The organism is Jeotgalicoccus coquinae, assembly GCF_014207425.1.
Taxonomy (GTDB): Bacteria; Bacillota; Bacilli; order Staphylococcales; family Salinicoccaceae; genus Jeotgalicoccus; species Jeotgalicoccus coquinae.
Genome location: NZ_JACHFF010000001.1, coordinates 489,133 through 503,428, shown reverse-complemented (window position 1 = coordinate 503,428; position 14,296 = coordinate 489,133). Strand labels below are relative to the sequence as shown.

Sequence of the window (14,296 nt, the reverse complement as noted above, 5' to 3'; positions counted from 1 at the left end):
GTTATCCTCCCGTCATTTCAATTACGCGGTCTACACCTTTAACCGCTCTGATTTCCTCTAGTGTTTCTTTGGAAATTGTATCGTCGAGCTCAACGGTCATTAAAGCGACCTGGCCTTTTTCTTTACGCGATACGCTCATCTGCGAAATGTTCAGCTTTTCGTCGCCGAGTTTCGTAGTGACACGTGCAATCGTTCCGAATTCATCTTTATGGAATACGAGCAGTGCATGATAGTTGCCCGAGATATTAATATTGTAGCCGTTAATACTCACGAGCTCTATCTTACCGCCGCCGATGGACACTCCTTCGATTACGAGTTCTTCTTCGTCTTTATAAAGATGAAGTACCGCTGTATTCGGGTGAGAGCGTTCCTCGTTCATTTCGATAAAGTTATACGTTAAGTTATTGTCCGCCGCTTCCTGTTTGGCGTTAATTATTCTTTCATCATCGGTGTCATAGCCGAGAATACCGCCGAGGAGCGCAACGTCTGTTGCGTGCCCCTGGTACGTATCACGGAATGAGCCGTACAGATAAATATCCACCTTATCCGGCTGACCGCCGAAAAGACTTCTTGCAAGCAGGCCGATTCGTGCTGCGCCTGCTGTATGTGATGATGATGGTCCAATCATTACTGGTCCGATTATATCAAAAACGCTTTTAAACTTCATAGTTTCCCCCTCCCAGAGTGCAAAAAACCACATCGGTATTAACCGATGCGGCTGATATTATTACTCAACAGATATTAGATAACTGTAGACCGGCTGAGCACCATTATGAATTTCAAATTCAACATCCTCATGCGTGCCTTCAATATCTTCAACTACTGATTCAACTTCCTCTTCAGAGCCGTCTTCACCGATTAGAATCGTAATGATTTCTGTATCTTCATTAATCATCTCAGTGATTAATGTGTGAAGCGTTTCTTTCTTGGAGTCATTGGCAGTAATAATCTTACCTTCGGCAATACCCATATGCTGATCTTTCTTAATGTCCACACCATCTATTTTAGTGTCGCGGACTGAGTATGTCACCTGTCCTGTCCGGACGTGCTCAAGCGACTCGCTCATTGCAGCTTTGTTATCTTCAAGTGATGCGTCCGGATTGAAGCTGAGCATGCTTGCAAGTCCTTCCGGTATAGATGTTGAAGCAACAACTGCTGCTGGAATATCAAGAACTTCCACAGCCTGTTCAGCTGCCATAATGATATTTTTATTGTTCGGCAGGATAATTACCTGTTTAACATCTTCGTCTTTAATAACGTTAACGATGTCTTCCGTTGCGGGGTTCATCGTCTGTCCGCCGTTAATAACGTGAGTTACACCGATACTCTTGAACAATTCGTTAATGCCTTCACCTGAAGAAATCGTAATAATTGCTGTGTCGTAAGACTGCTTTTCAGCTGCAGCAGTATTCGTTTCTCCGTGAACAGTTCTGAATTGTTCGCGCATGTTTTCAACTTTCATCTTGATTAACTCACCGTAAGTTGCAGCATACGTAAATGCTTCACCCGGAGTTTCAGTATGAACGTGAACTTTCACGATTTCATCGTCGTTAATAACAAGCAGCGAGTCACCGAATTCACTCATTTCATTACGGAATTCATCTTCGTTAAACTGACGTTTACCGTCTGCGAAACGAACCATAAATTCAGTACAGTAGCCGAATTCAATATCGTCAACGCTCATAAAGTCGTTAAAATCGTTATCGTGGTCGTGATCGTGTCCGTCATCTGCGAAAGATGCAGCTGCCTGAGCAGGATCTTCAGCGATTTCTTCACCTGTCATGGCGCTGAGGAAACCTTCGTATACGTATACCAGTCCCTGTCCGCCTGAATCGACAACGCCGACTTCTTTCAGTACAGGAAGAAGGTCCGGAGTACGCAGCAGTGAGGCTTTAGCCTCTTCAAGCGTAGCAGTCATCACATCGATCATCGATGCACCGCTTTCTTTAAACTCTTCCGCTTTAATTCCTGCATCTTTAGCGACAGTTAAAATTGTTCCTTCAACAGGTTTCATTACTGCTTTATATGCAGTGTTAACACCCTGTTTTAACGCTTCGATAAATTCCTCTGCGCCGATTTCTTCTTTTGCTTCAATCGCTTTAGAAAAACCTCTAAATAATTGCGAAAGAATAACACCCGAGTTACCGCGTGCACCCATGAGGAGTCCTTTAGAGAAATGTTTCCCTACGTTCCCGATATGTGCGTCGTCAAGCGGTTCTACTTCAGCTGCGCCTGAAGACATCGAGAGATTCATGTTAGTACCCGTATCACCGTCTGGAACGGGGAAAACGTTTAATGAATCTACATAATCAGCATTTTTTTTCAGATTACGTGCCCCGCTCAAAATCATCTGGCGGAACATCAAGCCATCTATCTTATCCATTGTATTGTAAATCCTCCCCAACTATTCGTCTCCGCCGATAATACGTACACCCTGTACGTGTATATTTACAGCTTCAATATTTAAGCCTAATGTTTTTTCAAGTTTATATTTTACAGTTGACTGCACGTTTGCTGCTACTTCTGAAATTTTCACACCGTAACCTACGATAATATATAATTCGATTTTCAGTTTACCTTCGTTGTGTTCAACGAGGACTCCGCGTGAATAATTTTCTTTACCAAGTAATTCCGCAAATCCGTCACGGACCTGGTTTTTAGAAGCCATACCGACTACGCCGTAAGATTCGACGACAGTACCGCCGGCAATGTTTGCTATTACGTCTGTAGAAATTTCAATTTTACCTAATTCATTTTCAATTTCCAGCGCCATTTATTTCGCCTCCCAATACATCATTTAATTATAAGCAAATACCGTATGGAAATACAAGTGTTATTATAGTATTTTCCCGGCTGCAAATTAACCTTTTTCAATGTTTGTTATCGATAATATTATATCATACTGTATTTTGCTTAAACACACATATATACAGCTGCAAAAAAATTGCCCGTACGTCTCTTCTTTATGAAGTATGACGTACGGACAAGGGTCTTATATTAAATCATTCTTCTTCTGTCTCAGGTTCCGGCTGCGGCAGATCAATCATCACGCCTTCGCCGCCGATTGAGATCGGCTGTACACCGCTCCATTTTTCAATCAGCTGCTGCATCAGCACTTCTTCGCTCAGTGATTCCTGAACGACTCTGTTGGCCTCAGCTTCACCTTCTGCTTCGATGCGTTTACGTTCCGCTTCTTCTGTAGCAATCAGTTTGTCAGTCTTCTTACGCTCAAGCTCCTGAGTTGCTTTTACGCGGTCGTCGATTGCTTTTTGGGTTTCAGCATCCGGCTGAGGTGCGCTCAGCATGATGTCCTCAATAATAATGCCGTCTTTTTCAAGATCTGCTTTTGCGATTTCGATCGTTTCAAGTTTAATGTCGCCGATACGTTCACCGAACGCTTCGATTACAGTGTACTCTGAAACTGTTTGACGCAATGCATCATTAATACGTGTTTTTATGTAACCCTCTTCAAGGCTTTCAATAGTTACGTTACCGAATTTTTTATAAACCGCCGAAGCTTTCTCGCTGTCTACATGATAGTTAAGCGAAACCGGCATATTGATTGTTTTACCGTCAATCGTTGCGACTGCAAGTGATTCGTAGTTTTTATTCTGAGTACGGACCGGATATTCAATCACACGTTCAGTCGGATACACCAGGTGCCACCCCTGACCCAGTACTTCATCCTGCACCCCGCCGTTAATGCTGTAAATTACACCGACATGTCCGTTTTCAACTTTTGAAATCATTAAAATCAGACCGATGATTAAACCTGCGAGGACAAGAACCCCGACGCCTATTGCTGCATACATTTTCTTCATTTACTCTGCTCCATTTCTCTCTTAAGTTGTTCGAGTTCCTTTATTTCTTTTTCGAGCATCTCAGCTTCGACTGTAGACCCGAACTTTTTAACGTGCGCGTCATACGTAATATTTTTACGTTTAATTTCATGCTGAAGCTTCTTAACCTCATCATATTCATTATACTTATGTCCGAGTGTTCCGAGCTCATGACGGAAAATATAAGCCAGTGCAATAATTAAAACAGCCAGCATAATTCCCGCAAACAGCAGTAATTTAAACATATACCGTTCCTCCTTCCGGCAGTTTAAGCGTTTCATCAATGAGAATTGAACTCTGTATTTCATTTTCTCCACTTTACTATCGTACCATTTAGTTTGTCTGCGTAAATGATTATTTTTAACAGATAATGCTCCCGGGTTATGACTTTCAGTCTGAGGAAAAATTCATATCCTGCTGAAAACGACTGTTTTAAAGCGTTTAGAGCGTATTGATTTTGTGCGAAATATATAGACAATAAGAGTGAATTAATGTATCATATTGGAGTATGCATAAAGAAGAGATGAACATGATTATGTAAATTAAATTAAAGGAGTGGGATACAAGGTGAAAGAATGTTATGTAACAGGACGCAGATCAAGATCTGGTAACAACCGTTCTCACGCGCTTAACTCAAGCAAAAGAACTTTTGGTGCAAACCTTCAAAAAGTTAGAATCTTGGTTGACGGCAAACCTAAAAGAGTTTGGGTTTCTGCTCGCGCGCTAAAATCAGGTAAAGTTGAACGTGTTTAATACTTCAATTTAAAAACTGGTATCACTTACACAAGTGATACCAGTTTTTTTATTTAAAAGAAGGACAGCAGCCAGACCATAAACATTCCGATGAATATCGCAGGTATCATGTTGCCGACACGCATGTGCGTCACGTTAAGCATATTCAGCCCGATCGCAAGAAGGATTACCCCGCCTGTCGCACTGACCTGGTCGACCATCATATCGAGTACGTCGACAGGTATAAAGTTCGCAATCTGACGTGCACTGATAATAATTGCTGCAATGTAGAAAAACGTCGGAATACTGGACAGTATAACGCCTCGCCCGTAGGCGGTTGTCATTACGAGTGCGATGAAAAAGTCCATCGTCGCCTTCGTATACAGCACGTCGTTGCTGCCCTGCAGTCCGGCATCCAGACCGCCGACTATCCCCATTGCACCGACGATAAAAATCAGCATTCCGGAAATCAGTCCCTGTGAAATATTACCACCGTGTTTATCGCCGAGACGGACTTCCATCAGGTGTCCGAAACGGTTGAGCAGCTCTTCGAGTTTTACTACTTCCCCGATAACCACCCCGATGATGAGTGATATAAGCGTCGTCAAAATATCGGTTGCCCCGACAACCATCTGAATACCCATCGTAATAATAAATAATCCCTGTATTTTCATAATCGCGTCTTTTATATGCTCGGGAATAAAAGTAAAGACCATCCCGAGCGCGCCGCCGATAATAATCGCTAACGAGTTAGCGAGAGCACCTGCAAATATCATTCACTCACCTCTAATCTGTTGATTTAATCATTAATATATCTTTATCCGTCTTAACTGCAGCAGACGGTTCTTTAAATTCATTACTTACTGTTAAAGTTCTGCCAATATGCAGGTATGTATCCTGTATATCATATTTAAAACCATTCAGGGTGACAAGCGTCTTATCATGAACCGGAATAAACGATATATATTTCTTTTTATTATCCGGTGCAATCACATGATCACCTGCTGTCAGCAGCGTGATTTCGTTTGTGTCATTTAACAGACGGATGTCAAGATTCCTAAGCTCATCGTGTGCGAGCAGCTGAATGTTCATAAGCTCGTGATCTTTTCTGCCGCCAAGTGCACCGTACACATCAATTGCCGTATACCCGAGTTTCGATAGCGACAGCAGTGCCAGTTCACTGTCAGTATAATTTTTAGCACTCGGAACAATATCGAGGGCCAGATTTTTCCTGAATAACTCAATATCCTCTGCCGTTACACTGTCAAAGTCTCCGTATGCTTTTTCAACTTTAAAGCCGGATTCAAGCAGCCCTTTCACTCCGGCATCGACACCCGTCCACGGTGCATCGTGTTCAGGTGTAAACGGAATGTTCCGGAGCAGCACGTTCATGCGTTTCATATAATCATCCTTTTAAAGCGCTGATTACAGCAGCTTTATCGTCTGCTTTAAATAAGTATGAACCGCTGACAAGCAGGTTTGCACCATGTGCTTTAACGATTTCTGCCGTTTCGCCGTTGATACCGCCGTCTACCTGAATATCAAATTTGTTATCGAGGGTTTTTCTCAGTTCAACAAGTTCATCCAGTTTTTCAACACATGTTTCGATAAAGCCCTGACCGCCGAAGCCGGGGTTCACTGTCATAATCAGCACGAAATCAACGTCGTTTAACAGATGACGCACTGCTTCAACCGATGTCTGCGGATTCAGTGCAATACCGGCTTTCATGCCTTTACTTTTAATCAGCTGTACCGCACGGTGTGCATGCGGTGTTGCCTCGATATGGAATGACAGCATGTCGACACCCATATTTTTAAAATCATCCACAAACTGTGTCGGATCATAAGTCATTAAATGAACATCAAGAGGAATCGCCGCTTCTTTCGCAATTGCTTCGCATATGGGAATACCATAAGAAATATTCGGCACAAACTGTCCGTCCATTATATCAAGATGAAAAATATCAGCGCCTGCTGCTTCCATTTCTTTAATATCAGCACCAAGTTTTGAAAAATCAGCTGCGAGTAATGATGGTAAAATTTTAACCATGTTTAATACCTCTCTTTTCTGTTATCAATTTCGTTATAAATTTTTACATAGCTGTCGTAACGTGACTGTGCAAGTTCTCCTGATTCAACAGCGGCTTTAACACCGCATTTCGGTTCATTAATATGCAGACATTCCCTGAATTTACAGTTGTACTGATTAAAATCGACAAAGCAGAATTTAATATTATACTTATCGATATTTAAAAAGTCGATTGTTGCAAATCCCGGAGTATCAGCAATAAATCCGCCGTCGATGCTGATCAGTTCAACGTGCCGCGTCGTATGTTTGCCGCGGTTCAGCGCATTCGAGATTTCATCTGTCTTTAAATCCAGATGCGGCAGCAGCGTGTTTAAGAGCGTTGATTTCCCTGCGCCCGACTGTCCTGCAAGAACACTCGTCTTCTTATTAAAAACATCTGCCAGATCTTCATTGATATGCGCTTTATCGGTAAAGTGCACTTCGTACACCGGACCGTAAACTGATTTAATTTTTTCTATCAGTGATTCGTCATCGTTTAAATCGTTTTTAGTTACGATAATTACCGGATCAATATCATTCGCTTCACTGTACGCAATAAAACGGTCCAGCAAATAAAAACTGAAGTCCGGAGATTTTAAACTCGCCGTCAGCAGCAGCTGGTCAATATTTGCAACCTGCGGTCTGATAAGCGAGTTTTTACGCGGAAGGATTGCTGTAATATAGCCTTCATCAACATTTTCTATCTGGAATTCAACATAATCGCCGACCAGCGGGCTTTCCGCTGTTTTTCTGAACCGGCCCCGTGCACGTGTCTCGTACACTTTATCATTTGATTCTACATAGTAAAAGCCGCTCAGTGCTTTAATAATTTTTCCTGTCTGCATATAACACCTCGGTTAATTTAAATACTATTATATTATAACAACAATTTAACTGTGATAATATTGAATTTGTAAAATAGACTTGGGAGGACATGAAAATGGATATAAATATTTCACAAATCGATACAGTTCAAAAAGACGGCAACAGTGTAATCATCGACGTCAGAGAAGCTGATGAGCTTGAACTGACAGGGTTTCTGCCCGGTGCAGTACACTATCCGATGAGCACTTTCAATCTGGAGGATTCCGTTCTCGATAAAGATAAAAGCTATTATCTCGTCTGCAAGGCAGGCGGACGCTCCAGACGCGTGCAGGAATATATGCAGGCTCACGGATATGATGCTCATAATGTCGAAGGCGGCATGATGGAGTACACGGGACCGAGAAATTATATTCACTAGTTAAAATGAACGTGTAAAATCAGCTGCTTCTATAAAAAACACACTTGATTCCCGGAAGGAATCAAGTGTGTTTTTATTTAAAGAATTATTTTCTGTCTACTACTTCCTGAACGTTGCTGATAATGAATCCGCTCTTAACGTATCCGGGGATACTGTTAAGGTCGACTGTTAAGTCCTGTTCCGGAACATCATAAGTAACTTTCTCTGCGAAGTACTTCATAGTTTCTTCCATGATGATTACTGTAATCCACTCACCGGCACAACGGTGGTTAGTCCAGTAATCTCCGCCGCCCTGCGGAATAAGGTCAAACGGTGAACCGTCCCAGTCTTCGAATCTTTCCGGACGGAATTCATTTGGATCTTCCCAAACTGTTTCGTCATGCATTGTTCCGTATACGTCTAATGCAAGACCGTGACCTGCAGGAATTGTAACACCCTGGAAGTCGATATCCACCTTGGCTTTACCAGGCAGGAATGGAACGAATGGGTAGAAACGGCGGACTTCCTGTGCAAATTTATATGCATAGTCAGGCTCGCTCTTGATTTTCTCGCGTGAAATCGGATTGTCATGCATAGCAAGCAGACCAAATGATACGAATCTGTTAATAGCGATTAATGGACGGAATGTGTTCATTAAGTCGATTGCACAGTTTCTTGAATCCATCGGATTCCCCAGGTAGTCTTCCCAATGAGCGAATTCGTAAAGTGCAGTTCCCTCAGGAGGATGAATGTTACCTTTACGTGTTTCAAGAATCTGCTCTTCCAGCCAGTCTTCTACACGGCGGCGGGCAGCTTTGGATTCTTTATATCCTTTGAACACGCCTCCAAGACCTTTGAATGAGTCGATCATAATATCCATGTCAGTTGCGATTCTTTCGATATCTTCAGGCGGTGCCTGAACTCCAGCCCAGCGGGTACCGACTTTAGTAAGAAGAACGATAGATTCGCGGTAAATGTTTACCTGATCCATGCTTTCCATACGCTGAGTGTTCGCCTGCCATAAAGTACGTGTCAGTTCACGAACGTAGTTAAGGTTTCCTTCAGTCATTAAGCTCATGAATAACGCTTTTCTGTCGATGTGTTTTTTACCATCGATAGTGTGGATTGCACCTTTACCGAAAAGTGTGTTAACGATACGTTTCGGAAGCATGCCTTCACGCTGAACGATTTCGTTATTGTAGAACATTTCTGCGCCTTCTTTACCTGTAACTACCGCGAAAGGCTTACCGCCCAATACTTTCGTTTCAAACACCGTAGTGTTTAAACGGTTACGCTGGTTTGTAGTATAAAGGTATCCTTGTTTCATTACTTTTAAAGTGTTATCCAGGCCTTTATCCCTCTTAAGTGATGCCATAATTCATTCCTCCAATTCGAATGTACTTCACCATTATATATAAACAGTAAAGCCAATGCCAATATTTACTCATTAACTACAGTTTCGCTTATTACTCGTTCTCCGTCAACCTCTACACGGTATTGTCCTGATTCGCCTTCCTGGAGAATCAGTGAAATCGTATGATTGGTATCTTCGGTAATTTCAATCGTTTCAGAAACCTCTTTTACATCGTTATCCTTATCACCGATAAAGATTTCAGCTTCAACCGGTTCAGGTTTTTTATCCGCTTTCGAATCTTTCTTATCCTCATCTTTATCTTTCGAAGAAGCACTGCTTTCCTCTTCTTCCGGATAAGGGATATTCAGCGAAATCTGGTACGTCGTTTCGCTCGGCGGTTCTTCACCGAGCGAGACGATGACGTTAATCTGAGAACCGGGCAGGAAGTCGCCGTAGCTCGGGTCCTGCGAGACGATTGCACCTTCAGGTATTTCATTGCTGTAGACTTCTGTCGTTACATTAACGATAAAGCCCTGACTCTCAAGTTCTGCACGTGCCGCATCGAGGGATGTCCCGGCATAGTTCGTAATCGGAACCGGCTCGACACCGTCCGACACTGTGAATGTAATTGATGTTTCGTCGGGATACACCTCTTCACCCGGAGCAATATCCTGCTCGAGAATTATACCCGCCGGCTGATCACTGTACCGGCCTTCTCTGTCGATATTCATAAATCCTTCTGATTCAAGGTCCGCTTCCACATCATCAAACATCTGATTCGTATACTCCTCTATCTTATACGGCGCTTCGCCGAGACTGACAAGCATGTCCACAGTGCCGCCGCGTTCGACTTCAGCACCCGATACGGGCGACGTCTGTATAATACTGCCTTCTTCAAAGTTATCATCGTAAGTTTCTGAAATTTCTCCGGCTGCGAGATCTTCCGAGAGCAGATATTCTTCTGCCTCTTCAACCGTCATATCCTGCAGATTCTGAAGGCTCACAGTCGGAGACTGTCTCGGCCACATCAGAAATGCTATGAGCGCTGCAGCTGCCAGCAGGAAAAGAAGAAAGAATAATACCCACGGCCATTTACGCCGCTTTTTCTTCGGTTCCTCTTCAGGCTTTGACGTTTTCGGTTCCTGCACCGGCAGCGGGGCTGCCTGTACTTTTTCTTTTGGTTCCTGTTTTTCTGTCTTCTGAACCGGAGTCACCATCGTCTGTTCCTGCTCTTCTTTTTTAGCCGGTACATACGGCTTTGAAACATCCTTATAGTAGACCAGTGCCGACAGCACATCATCAGCATGCCTGTATCTGTTAAGCGGTTCTTTTTCTGTACACTTCATCACGATATTTTTTAAACCGACTGGAATATCACGGTACTCCGAAATATCGGGAAACGGTTCTGAAATATGTTTCAATGCGACTGACACTGCAGTTTCTGCTTCATACGGCAGACGCCCGGTTAACAGTTCAAACAGCATGACACCAAATGAATAAATATCTGTCCGTTCGTCTGTATTATGCCCTTTTGCCTGCTCCGGGGAAATATACTGTACTGAACCGATGACCTGGTTCGTCTCGGTCATTCGCGTCTCACTCAGAGCTTTCGCAATACCGAAATCAGTAATTTTCACTTTGCCGTTCTCATCGATAAGAATATTCTGCGGTTTAATATCGCGGTGAATAATCCCGCGGTCGTGTGCATGTTCAATACCGCGCAATGTCATCATCGCAATGCTGATTACTTCATCGATATCGAGCGGGCTGTTTTTAACGATATGCTCTTTTAAATTCGATCCGTGAACCACTTCTGTGACAAGTATGTGATACTCCTCTGTTTCATCGACATCAATCACGCTGACGATGTTCGGATGAGACAGCTGGATTGTACTTTCAACTTCGCGCTGAAAACGGCGCACAGATTTTTCTTTGTCCAGCGGATCCGCTTTAATCATCTTGACGACAACTTCACGGTTCAAAATAATATCTGTTGCCAGATATACGGAACTCATACCGCCGCCTAAATATTTTTCAATTTTATAACGTTCGGAAACTACTTTGCCGATCACTTGTCTCCACCTGCTTTCAGGTCTGCAAGGACGACGCTGATGTTATCCCGCGAGTTGTTTATTTCTGCAGTTTTCGTCAGCTCAGCTGCTTTTTGTTCAAGCGTAAGTTTCGTACTGTACATTAAATGATGGATCTCATCGGTTCTGACAGCATCTGTCAGCCCGTCTGTCGCAAGCACGATGTAATCATACTGGCGTCCGCGGAGGCGGAACACATCAGCCTGAATTACTTTTTCCGTTCCCATCGCCTTCGTAATTAAATTACGGCGCGGGTGCGTCAGTGCTTCTTCTTCTGTTATTTCACCGCTCGACACTAGCACATTCACAAATGTGTGATCTTCGGTGACCTGTTCAATTTTACGGTTGTTCATCACGAATGCACGCGAGTCCCCTACGTTTAACACGAGAATTGATGACTCTATTACTGCAACCAGTACGAGTGTCGTTCCCATGCCGCGGTATTCGGGATTTTCTTCCTGATAATCATATAATTCATGATTTGTTTTCATTACCAGAGCGCGTAAAAAGCGTTCCGCTTCATCCATATTAAACAGGTTATTGTTTTCCCATGCCGTTTTTACTTTATCGTAAACAAATTTACTCGCGACTTCACCGTACTGGTGCCCCCCCATACCGTCTGCGATTAAGAGCAGCGGCTGGCTTGTGCGGTTGTAAAAATGTCCTGTTAAATCTTCATTGATTTCTCTGTAATTACCGCAGATACTTTTTTCAGTTATTTTCAAAATTAACCCTCCTGCTCCGTGGATCAGCTGTCAGACTTTTTAAATCTCGCAATGAAAAAACCATCGGTGTGATGTTCATACGGAAGGATTTGTCTGTATGGCCCCGTAAAGTTAAATGCCGGAATGCTGAAATCATCAAATTCAATGTCATCGTTATTCTTTTTAAAAGTATACGCGACATTTTCATTTTCCAGCTGATGAATTGTACAGGTAGAGTAAATTAATACTCCGCCCGGTTTCAAATACTTTTTAACATTATCTAAAATTTCGATCTGCAGTTCAACTAATTCGTTAATACTGTCTTCACTGCGCTCATATTTAATTTCAGGTTTGCGTTTTACAACACCTAAACCGGAGCATGGTGCGTCGACGATTATACGGTCAAACTGACGGCCGTAATTATATTTTGCAGCATCTGCCACAAATGCTTCGTAGTTCGAATGTTTAAGTCGCGCTGCTTCATTATCGATCAGTGTGATTTTATGTTCATGCACATCACCGAGTGCTACAGAGCCGCCGTCCATCGATTCAAGAGCGTGAAGCCCTTTACCGCCGGGCGCACTGCATGCATCAAGAATATCATCTTCTCCCGCCGGGTCCAGCGCAAGATTCACAAACATGGATGATACGTCCTGAATTGCAAAGAAACCGTCTTTGTAACTTCGGCTGTGTGTAATATTCTGCCCGTTAAATTCAATCGCATCCGGATGCAGCTCTGATTCTCTGACGTCATATCCTTCATTCAGCAGTATTTCTATTAAATTGTTTCTGTCCACGAGTTTTTTATTAACGCGAAGATACATTTGCGGTTTTTCATTCAGCGATGAAATAATGCGCTCTGTTTCTTCTGTACTGTAATGTTTAAACCAGTGCTTCACAAGCCATTTCGGCATGCTGTACTTCAGCGACAGCCGTGCCGCATCATTTTTAATGCCGTCGATATCGGGTCGCTCTCCGCGTAAATAAGCACGCAGAATACCGTTGATTTGTTTTCCCGCCTGCAGACCGCCGCGTTCTTTCGCAATCTCAACCGCTTCATTGATTACCGCAAAATCCGGTACACGGTCAAGATATTCCAGCTGATAAACAGATATGAGCAGCAGATAGCGCTGCCAGCGGCGCAGTTTCGTTTTAATAAACGGTCTGATGTAATATTCCAATGTCAGCTTGTGCTGCAGCGTGCCGTAAAGTATTTCCGTCAGCAGCCCTTTATCCTGCGGGTTTAATTCTTCAAAACGCAATGCATCGTTTAACACGATGTTGCTGTATGCTTTGTTATCGATTACTTCTTCATATAATTCCAATGCCAATGCTCTGACTGTCATTAGTCCTCACCCAGTTTCGTGCCGATTAAATCACTGTTATTGTTAATAAAATCAAGCGCATTATTTTTCTTTTTGCCCGCAAGCTGAACTTCTGTAATATTTACAAGTCCGTCTGCTGATGCGACCAGAAAGCCGTTCTCACTTTTCCCTGTAATTGTTCCCGGTTCTTTTTGTACTGTACTGTCAGCAAGCTCTGCTGCAAAAATCTTCAGGCGCTTGTCCCCGAGCATCGCATGACCGACCGGCCACGGCGCAAGTCCGCGGATATGATTAAACACTTCACGTGCCGGCTTGTTAAAGCTGATCACTTCGTCGCTCTTTAAAATATTCGGACTGAATGTCGCTTCGCTGTCATTCTGCGGCGTACGTTCATTTGTTCCGTCGATTACGGACGGCAGTGTGTCCATCAGCAGCGAGGCACCCACACCGCTCAGTTTATCAAACAGTCTGCCTGTGTTATCGCTGTCTTCAATGTTAATGCTGCGTGCGGCAATAATATCCCCTGCATCGAGTTTCTTCGCCATGTACATAATTGTTACACCTGTTTCATCGTCGCCGTTTATAAGCGCACGGTGAATCGGTGCGCCTCCGCGGTGTTTAGGCAGCAGTGATGCATGGACATTCAGCGAACCGAGTGCCGGTATATTTAAAATATTTTCCGGCAGCAGCTGACCGAAAGCAGCTGTAATAATTAAATCCGGATTCAGGTCCGAAACGATTTCAAATGCTTCGTCGGATTTCATCGTTTCCGGCTGGTAAGTTTCAATACCGAGCAGTTTTGCCGCTGTTGCCACCGGTGGATCTGTCATAACTTTTTTGCGTCCGACAGGACGGGCCGGCTGTGATATTACCAGGTCGACGCCGTATTCTTTATGAAGTTCTTTTAATATCGGTACTGAAAAATCGGGAGTACCCATAAAGATAATTTTTGTCATATTAAA

The 14,296-nt window shown here is 43.3% G+C and carries 16 protein-coding genes; 2 read left to right on the top strand and 14 right to left on the bottom strand.

Translation table 11 applies throughout. The annotated features are described in order from the left end of the window. Position 1: 1 nt before the first annotated feature. The 5 genes from sdaAB to HNR41_RS02515 form a co-directional block, all read right to left on the bottom strand. A complete protein-coding gene (gene sdaAB, locus HNR41_RS02535) occupies positions 2–667 on the bottom strand; it encodes an L-serine ammonia-lyase, iron-sulfur-dependent subunit beta (RefSeq protein ID WP_184281405.1) in 666 nt (221 codons plus the stop codon). A gap of 60 nt (positions 668–727) precedes the next feature. Continuing rightward, entirely contained in the window at positions 728–2,383 is a 1,656-nt protein-coding gene (locus tag HNR41_RS02530) for a fatty acid kinase ATP-binding subunit FakA (protein WP_184281403.1), read from the bottom strand. 21 nt (positions 2,384–2,404) lie between these two features. After that, positions 2,405–2,773: an Asp23/Gls24 family envelope stress response protein gene (locus HNR41_RS02525; protein WP_184281401.1), complete on the bottom strand. Its 369-nt coding sequence runs from the start codon at positions 2,771–2,773 to the stop codon at positions 2,405–2,407. Positions 2,774–3,002: 229 nt separating this feature from the next. Continuing rightward, positions 3,003–3,821, bottom strand: coding sequence for a prohibitin family protein (locus tag HNR41_RS02520; RefSeq protein WP_184281399.1), 819 nt, complete (start codon positions 3,819–3,821; stop codon positions 3,003–3,005). Further along, a complete protein-coding gene (locus HNR41_RS02515) occupies positions 3,818–4,084 on the bottom strand; it encodes a hypothetical protein (protein ID WP_184281397.1) in 267 nt (88 codons plus the stop codon). Before HNR41_RS02515 ends, HNR41_RS02520 begins: the two co-directional genes overlap by 4 nt. Before the next feature lie 322 nt (positions 4,085–4,406). Here HNR41_RS02515 and rpmB point away from each other — a divergent pair, with 322 nt between their 5' ends. Next, complete coding sequence (gene rpmB, locus HNR41_RS02510; protein WP_084135671.1) at positions 4,407–4,592, top strand: 50S ribosomal protein L28; 186 nt, start codon at positions 4,407–4,409, stop codon at positions 4,590–4,592. Between the two features lie 53 nt (positions 4,593–4,645). Here rpmB and HNR41_RS02505 read toward each other — a convergent pair whose 3' ends face one another. From HNR41_RS02505 to rsgA, 4 genes are read right to left on the bottom strand one after another with little or no spacing between them, the layout of a single operon-like run. Further along, positions 4,646–5,347, bottom strand: a complete 702-nt coding sequence (locus HNR41_RS02505) for a DUF554 domain-containing protein (protein ID WP_184281395.1) — start codon at positions 5,345–5,347, stop codon at positions 4,646–4,648. 10 nt (positions 5,348–5,357) lie between these two features. After that, the gene (locus HNR41_RS02500) at positions 5,358–5,972 is read right to left on the bottom strand and encodes a thiamine diphosphokinase (RefSeq protein WP_184281393.1); all 615 of its coding nucleotides are present in this window, start codon (positions 5,970–5,972) and stop codon (positions 5,358–5,360) included. A 4-nt stretch (positions 5,973–5,976) separates the two neighbouring features. After that, on the bottom strand, positions 5,977–6,621 hold the full coding sequence (gene rpe, locus HNR41_RS02495; RefSeq protein WP_184281391.1) for a ribulose-phosphate 3-epimerase: 645 nt from the start codon (positions 6,619–6,621) through the stop codon (positions 5,977–5,979). A gap of 2 nt (positions 6,622–6,623) precedes the next feature. Beyond that, positions 6,624–7,484, bottom strand: a complete 861-nt coding sequence (gene rsgA / locus HNR41_RS02490) for a ribosome small subunit-dependent GTPase A (RefSeq protein WP_184281388.1) — start codon at positions 7,482–7,484, stop codon at positions 6,624–6,626. 95 nt (positions 7,485–7,579) lie between these two features. Here rsgA and HNR41_RS02485 point away from each other — a divergent pair, with 95 nt between their 5' ends. Further along, a complete protein-coding gene (locus HNR41_RS02485; RefSeq protein ID WP_229714924.1) occupies positions 7,580–7,882 on the top strand; it encodes a rhodanese-like domain-containing protein in 303 nt (100 codons plus the stop codon). 85 nt (positions 7,883–7,967) lie between these two features. Here HNR41_RS02485 and HNR41_RS02480 read toward each other — a convergent pair whose 3' ends face one another. The 5 genes from HNR41_RS02480 to fmt all read right to left on the bottom strand — a co-directional run bounded on the left by HNR41_RS02480 (position 7,968) and on the right by fmt (position 14,290). Next, positions 7,968–9,236 carry a cytochrome P450 gene (locus tag HNR41_RS02480; protein ID WP_184281384.1) on the bottom strand — a complete coding sequence of 423 codons (1,269 nt, stop codon included), beginning with the start codon at positions 9,234–9,236 and terminating at the stop codon, positions 7,968–7,970. A gap of 65 nt (positions 9,237–9,301) precedes the next feature. Further along, complete coding sequence (pknB, locus tag HNR41_RS02475; RefSeq protein ID WP_229714925.1) at positions 9,302–11,287, bottom strand: Stk1 family PASTA domain-containing Ser/Thr kinase; 1,986 nt, start codon at positions 11,285–11,287, stop codon at positions 9,302–9,304. Further along, complete coding sequence (locus HNR41_RS02470) at positions 11,284–12,030, bottom strand: Stp1/IreP family PP2C-type Ser/Thr phosphatase (RefSeq protein WP_184281382.1); 747 nt, start codon at positions 12,028–12,030, stop codon at positions 11,284–11,286. The genes pknB and HNR41_RS02470 overlap by 4 nt, the downstream gene beginning before the upstream one ends. Before the next feature lie 23 nt (positions 12,031–12,053). Next, complete coding sequence (rsmB, locus tag HNR41_RS02465; protein ID WP_184281380.1) at positions 12,054–13,355, bottom strand: 16S rRNA (cytosine(967)-C(5))-methyltransferase RsmB; 1,302 nt, start codon at positions 13,353–13,355, stop codon at positions 12,054–12,056. Beyond that, positions 13,355–14,290, bottom strand: a complete 936-nt coding sequence (fmt, locus tag HNR41_RS02460) for a methionyl-tRNA formyltransferase (protein ID WP_184281378.1) — start codon at positions 14,288–14,290, stop codon at positions 13,355–13,357. The genes rsmB and fmt overlap by 1 nt, the downstream gene beginning before the upstream one ends. Positions 14,291–14,296 lie beyond the last annotated feature (6 nt).

Excerpts from the sequence above, each read along its gene's own strand:
- sdaAB (WP_184281405.1), bottom strand. The coding sequence starts at position 667 with ATGAAGTTTAAAAGCGTTTTTGATATAATCGGACCAGTAATGATTGGA.
- HNR41_RS02530 (WP_184281403.1), bottom strand. The coding sequence starts at position 2,383 with ATGGATAAGATAGATGGCTTGATGTTCCGCCAGATGATTTTGAGCGGG.
- HNR41_RS02525 (WP_184281401.1), bottom strand. The coding sequence starts at position 2,773 with ATGGCGCTGGAAATTGAAAATGAATTAGGTAAAATTGAAATTTCTACA.
- HNR41_RS02520 (WP_184281399.1), bottom strand. The coding sequence starts at position 3,821 with ATGAAGAAAATGTATGCAGCAATAGGCGTCGGGGTTCTTGTCCTCGCA.
- HNR41_RS02515 (WP_184281397.1), bottom strand. The coding sequence starts at position 4,084 with ATGTTTAAATTACTGCTGTTTGCGGGAATTATGCTGGCTGTTTTAATT.
- HNR41_RS02505 (WP_184281395.1), bottom strand. The coding sequence starts at position 5,347 with ATGATATTTGCAGGTGCTCTCGCTAACTCGTTAGCGATTATTATCGGC.
- HNR41_RS02500 (WP_184281393.1), bottom strand. The coding sequence starts at position 5,972 with ATGAAACGCATGAACGTGCTGCTCCGGAACATTCCGTTTACACCTGAA.
- rpe (WP_184281391.1), bottom strand. The coding sequence starts at position 6,621 with ATGGTTAAAATTTTACCATCATTACTCGCAGCTGATTTTTCAAAACTT.
- rsgA (WP_184281388.1), bottom strand. The coding sequence starts at position 7,484 with ATGCAGACAGGAAAAATTATTAAAGCACTGAGCGGCTTTTACTATGTA.
- HNR41_RS02485 (WP_229714924.1), top strand. The coding sequence starts at position 7,580 with ATGGATATAAATATTTCACAAATCGATACAGTTCAAAAAGACGGCAAC.
- HNR41_RS02480 (WP_184281384.1), bottom strand. The coding sequence starts at position 9,236 with ATGGCATCACTTAAGAGGGATAAAGGCCTGGATAACACTTTAAAAGTA.
- rsmB (WP_184281380.1), bottom strand. The coding sequence starts at position 13,355 with ATGACAGTCAGAGCATTGGCATTGGAATTATATGAAGAAGTAATCGAT.
- fmt (WP_184281378.1), bottom strand. The coding sequence starts at position 14,290 with ATGACAAAAATTATCTTTATGGGTACTCCCGATTTTTCAGTACCGATA.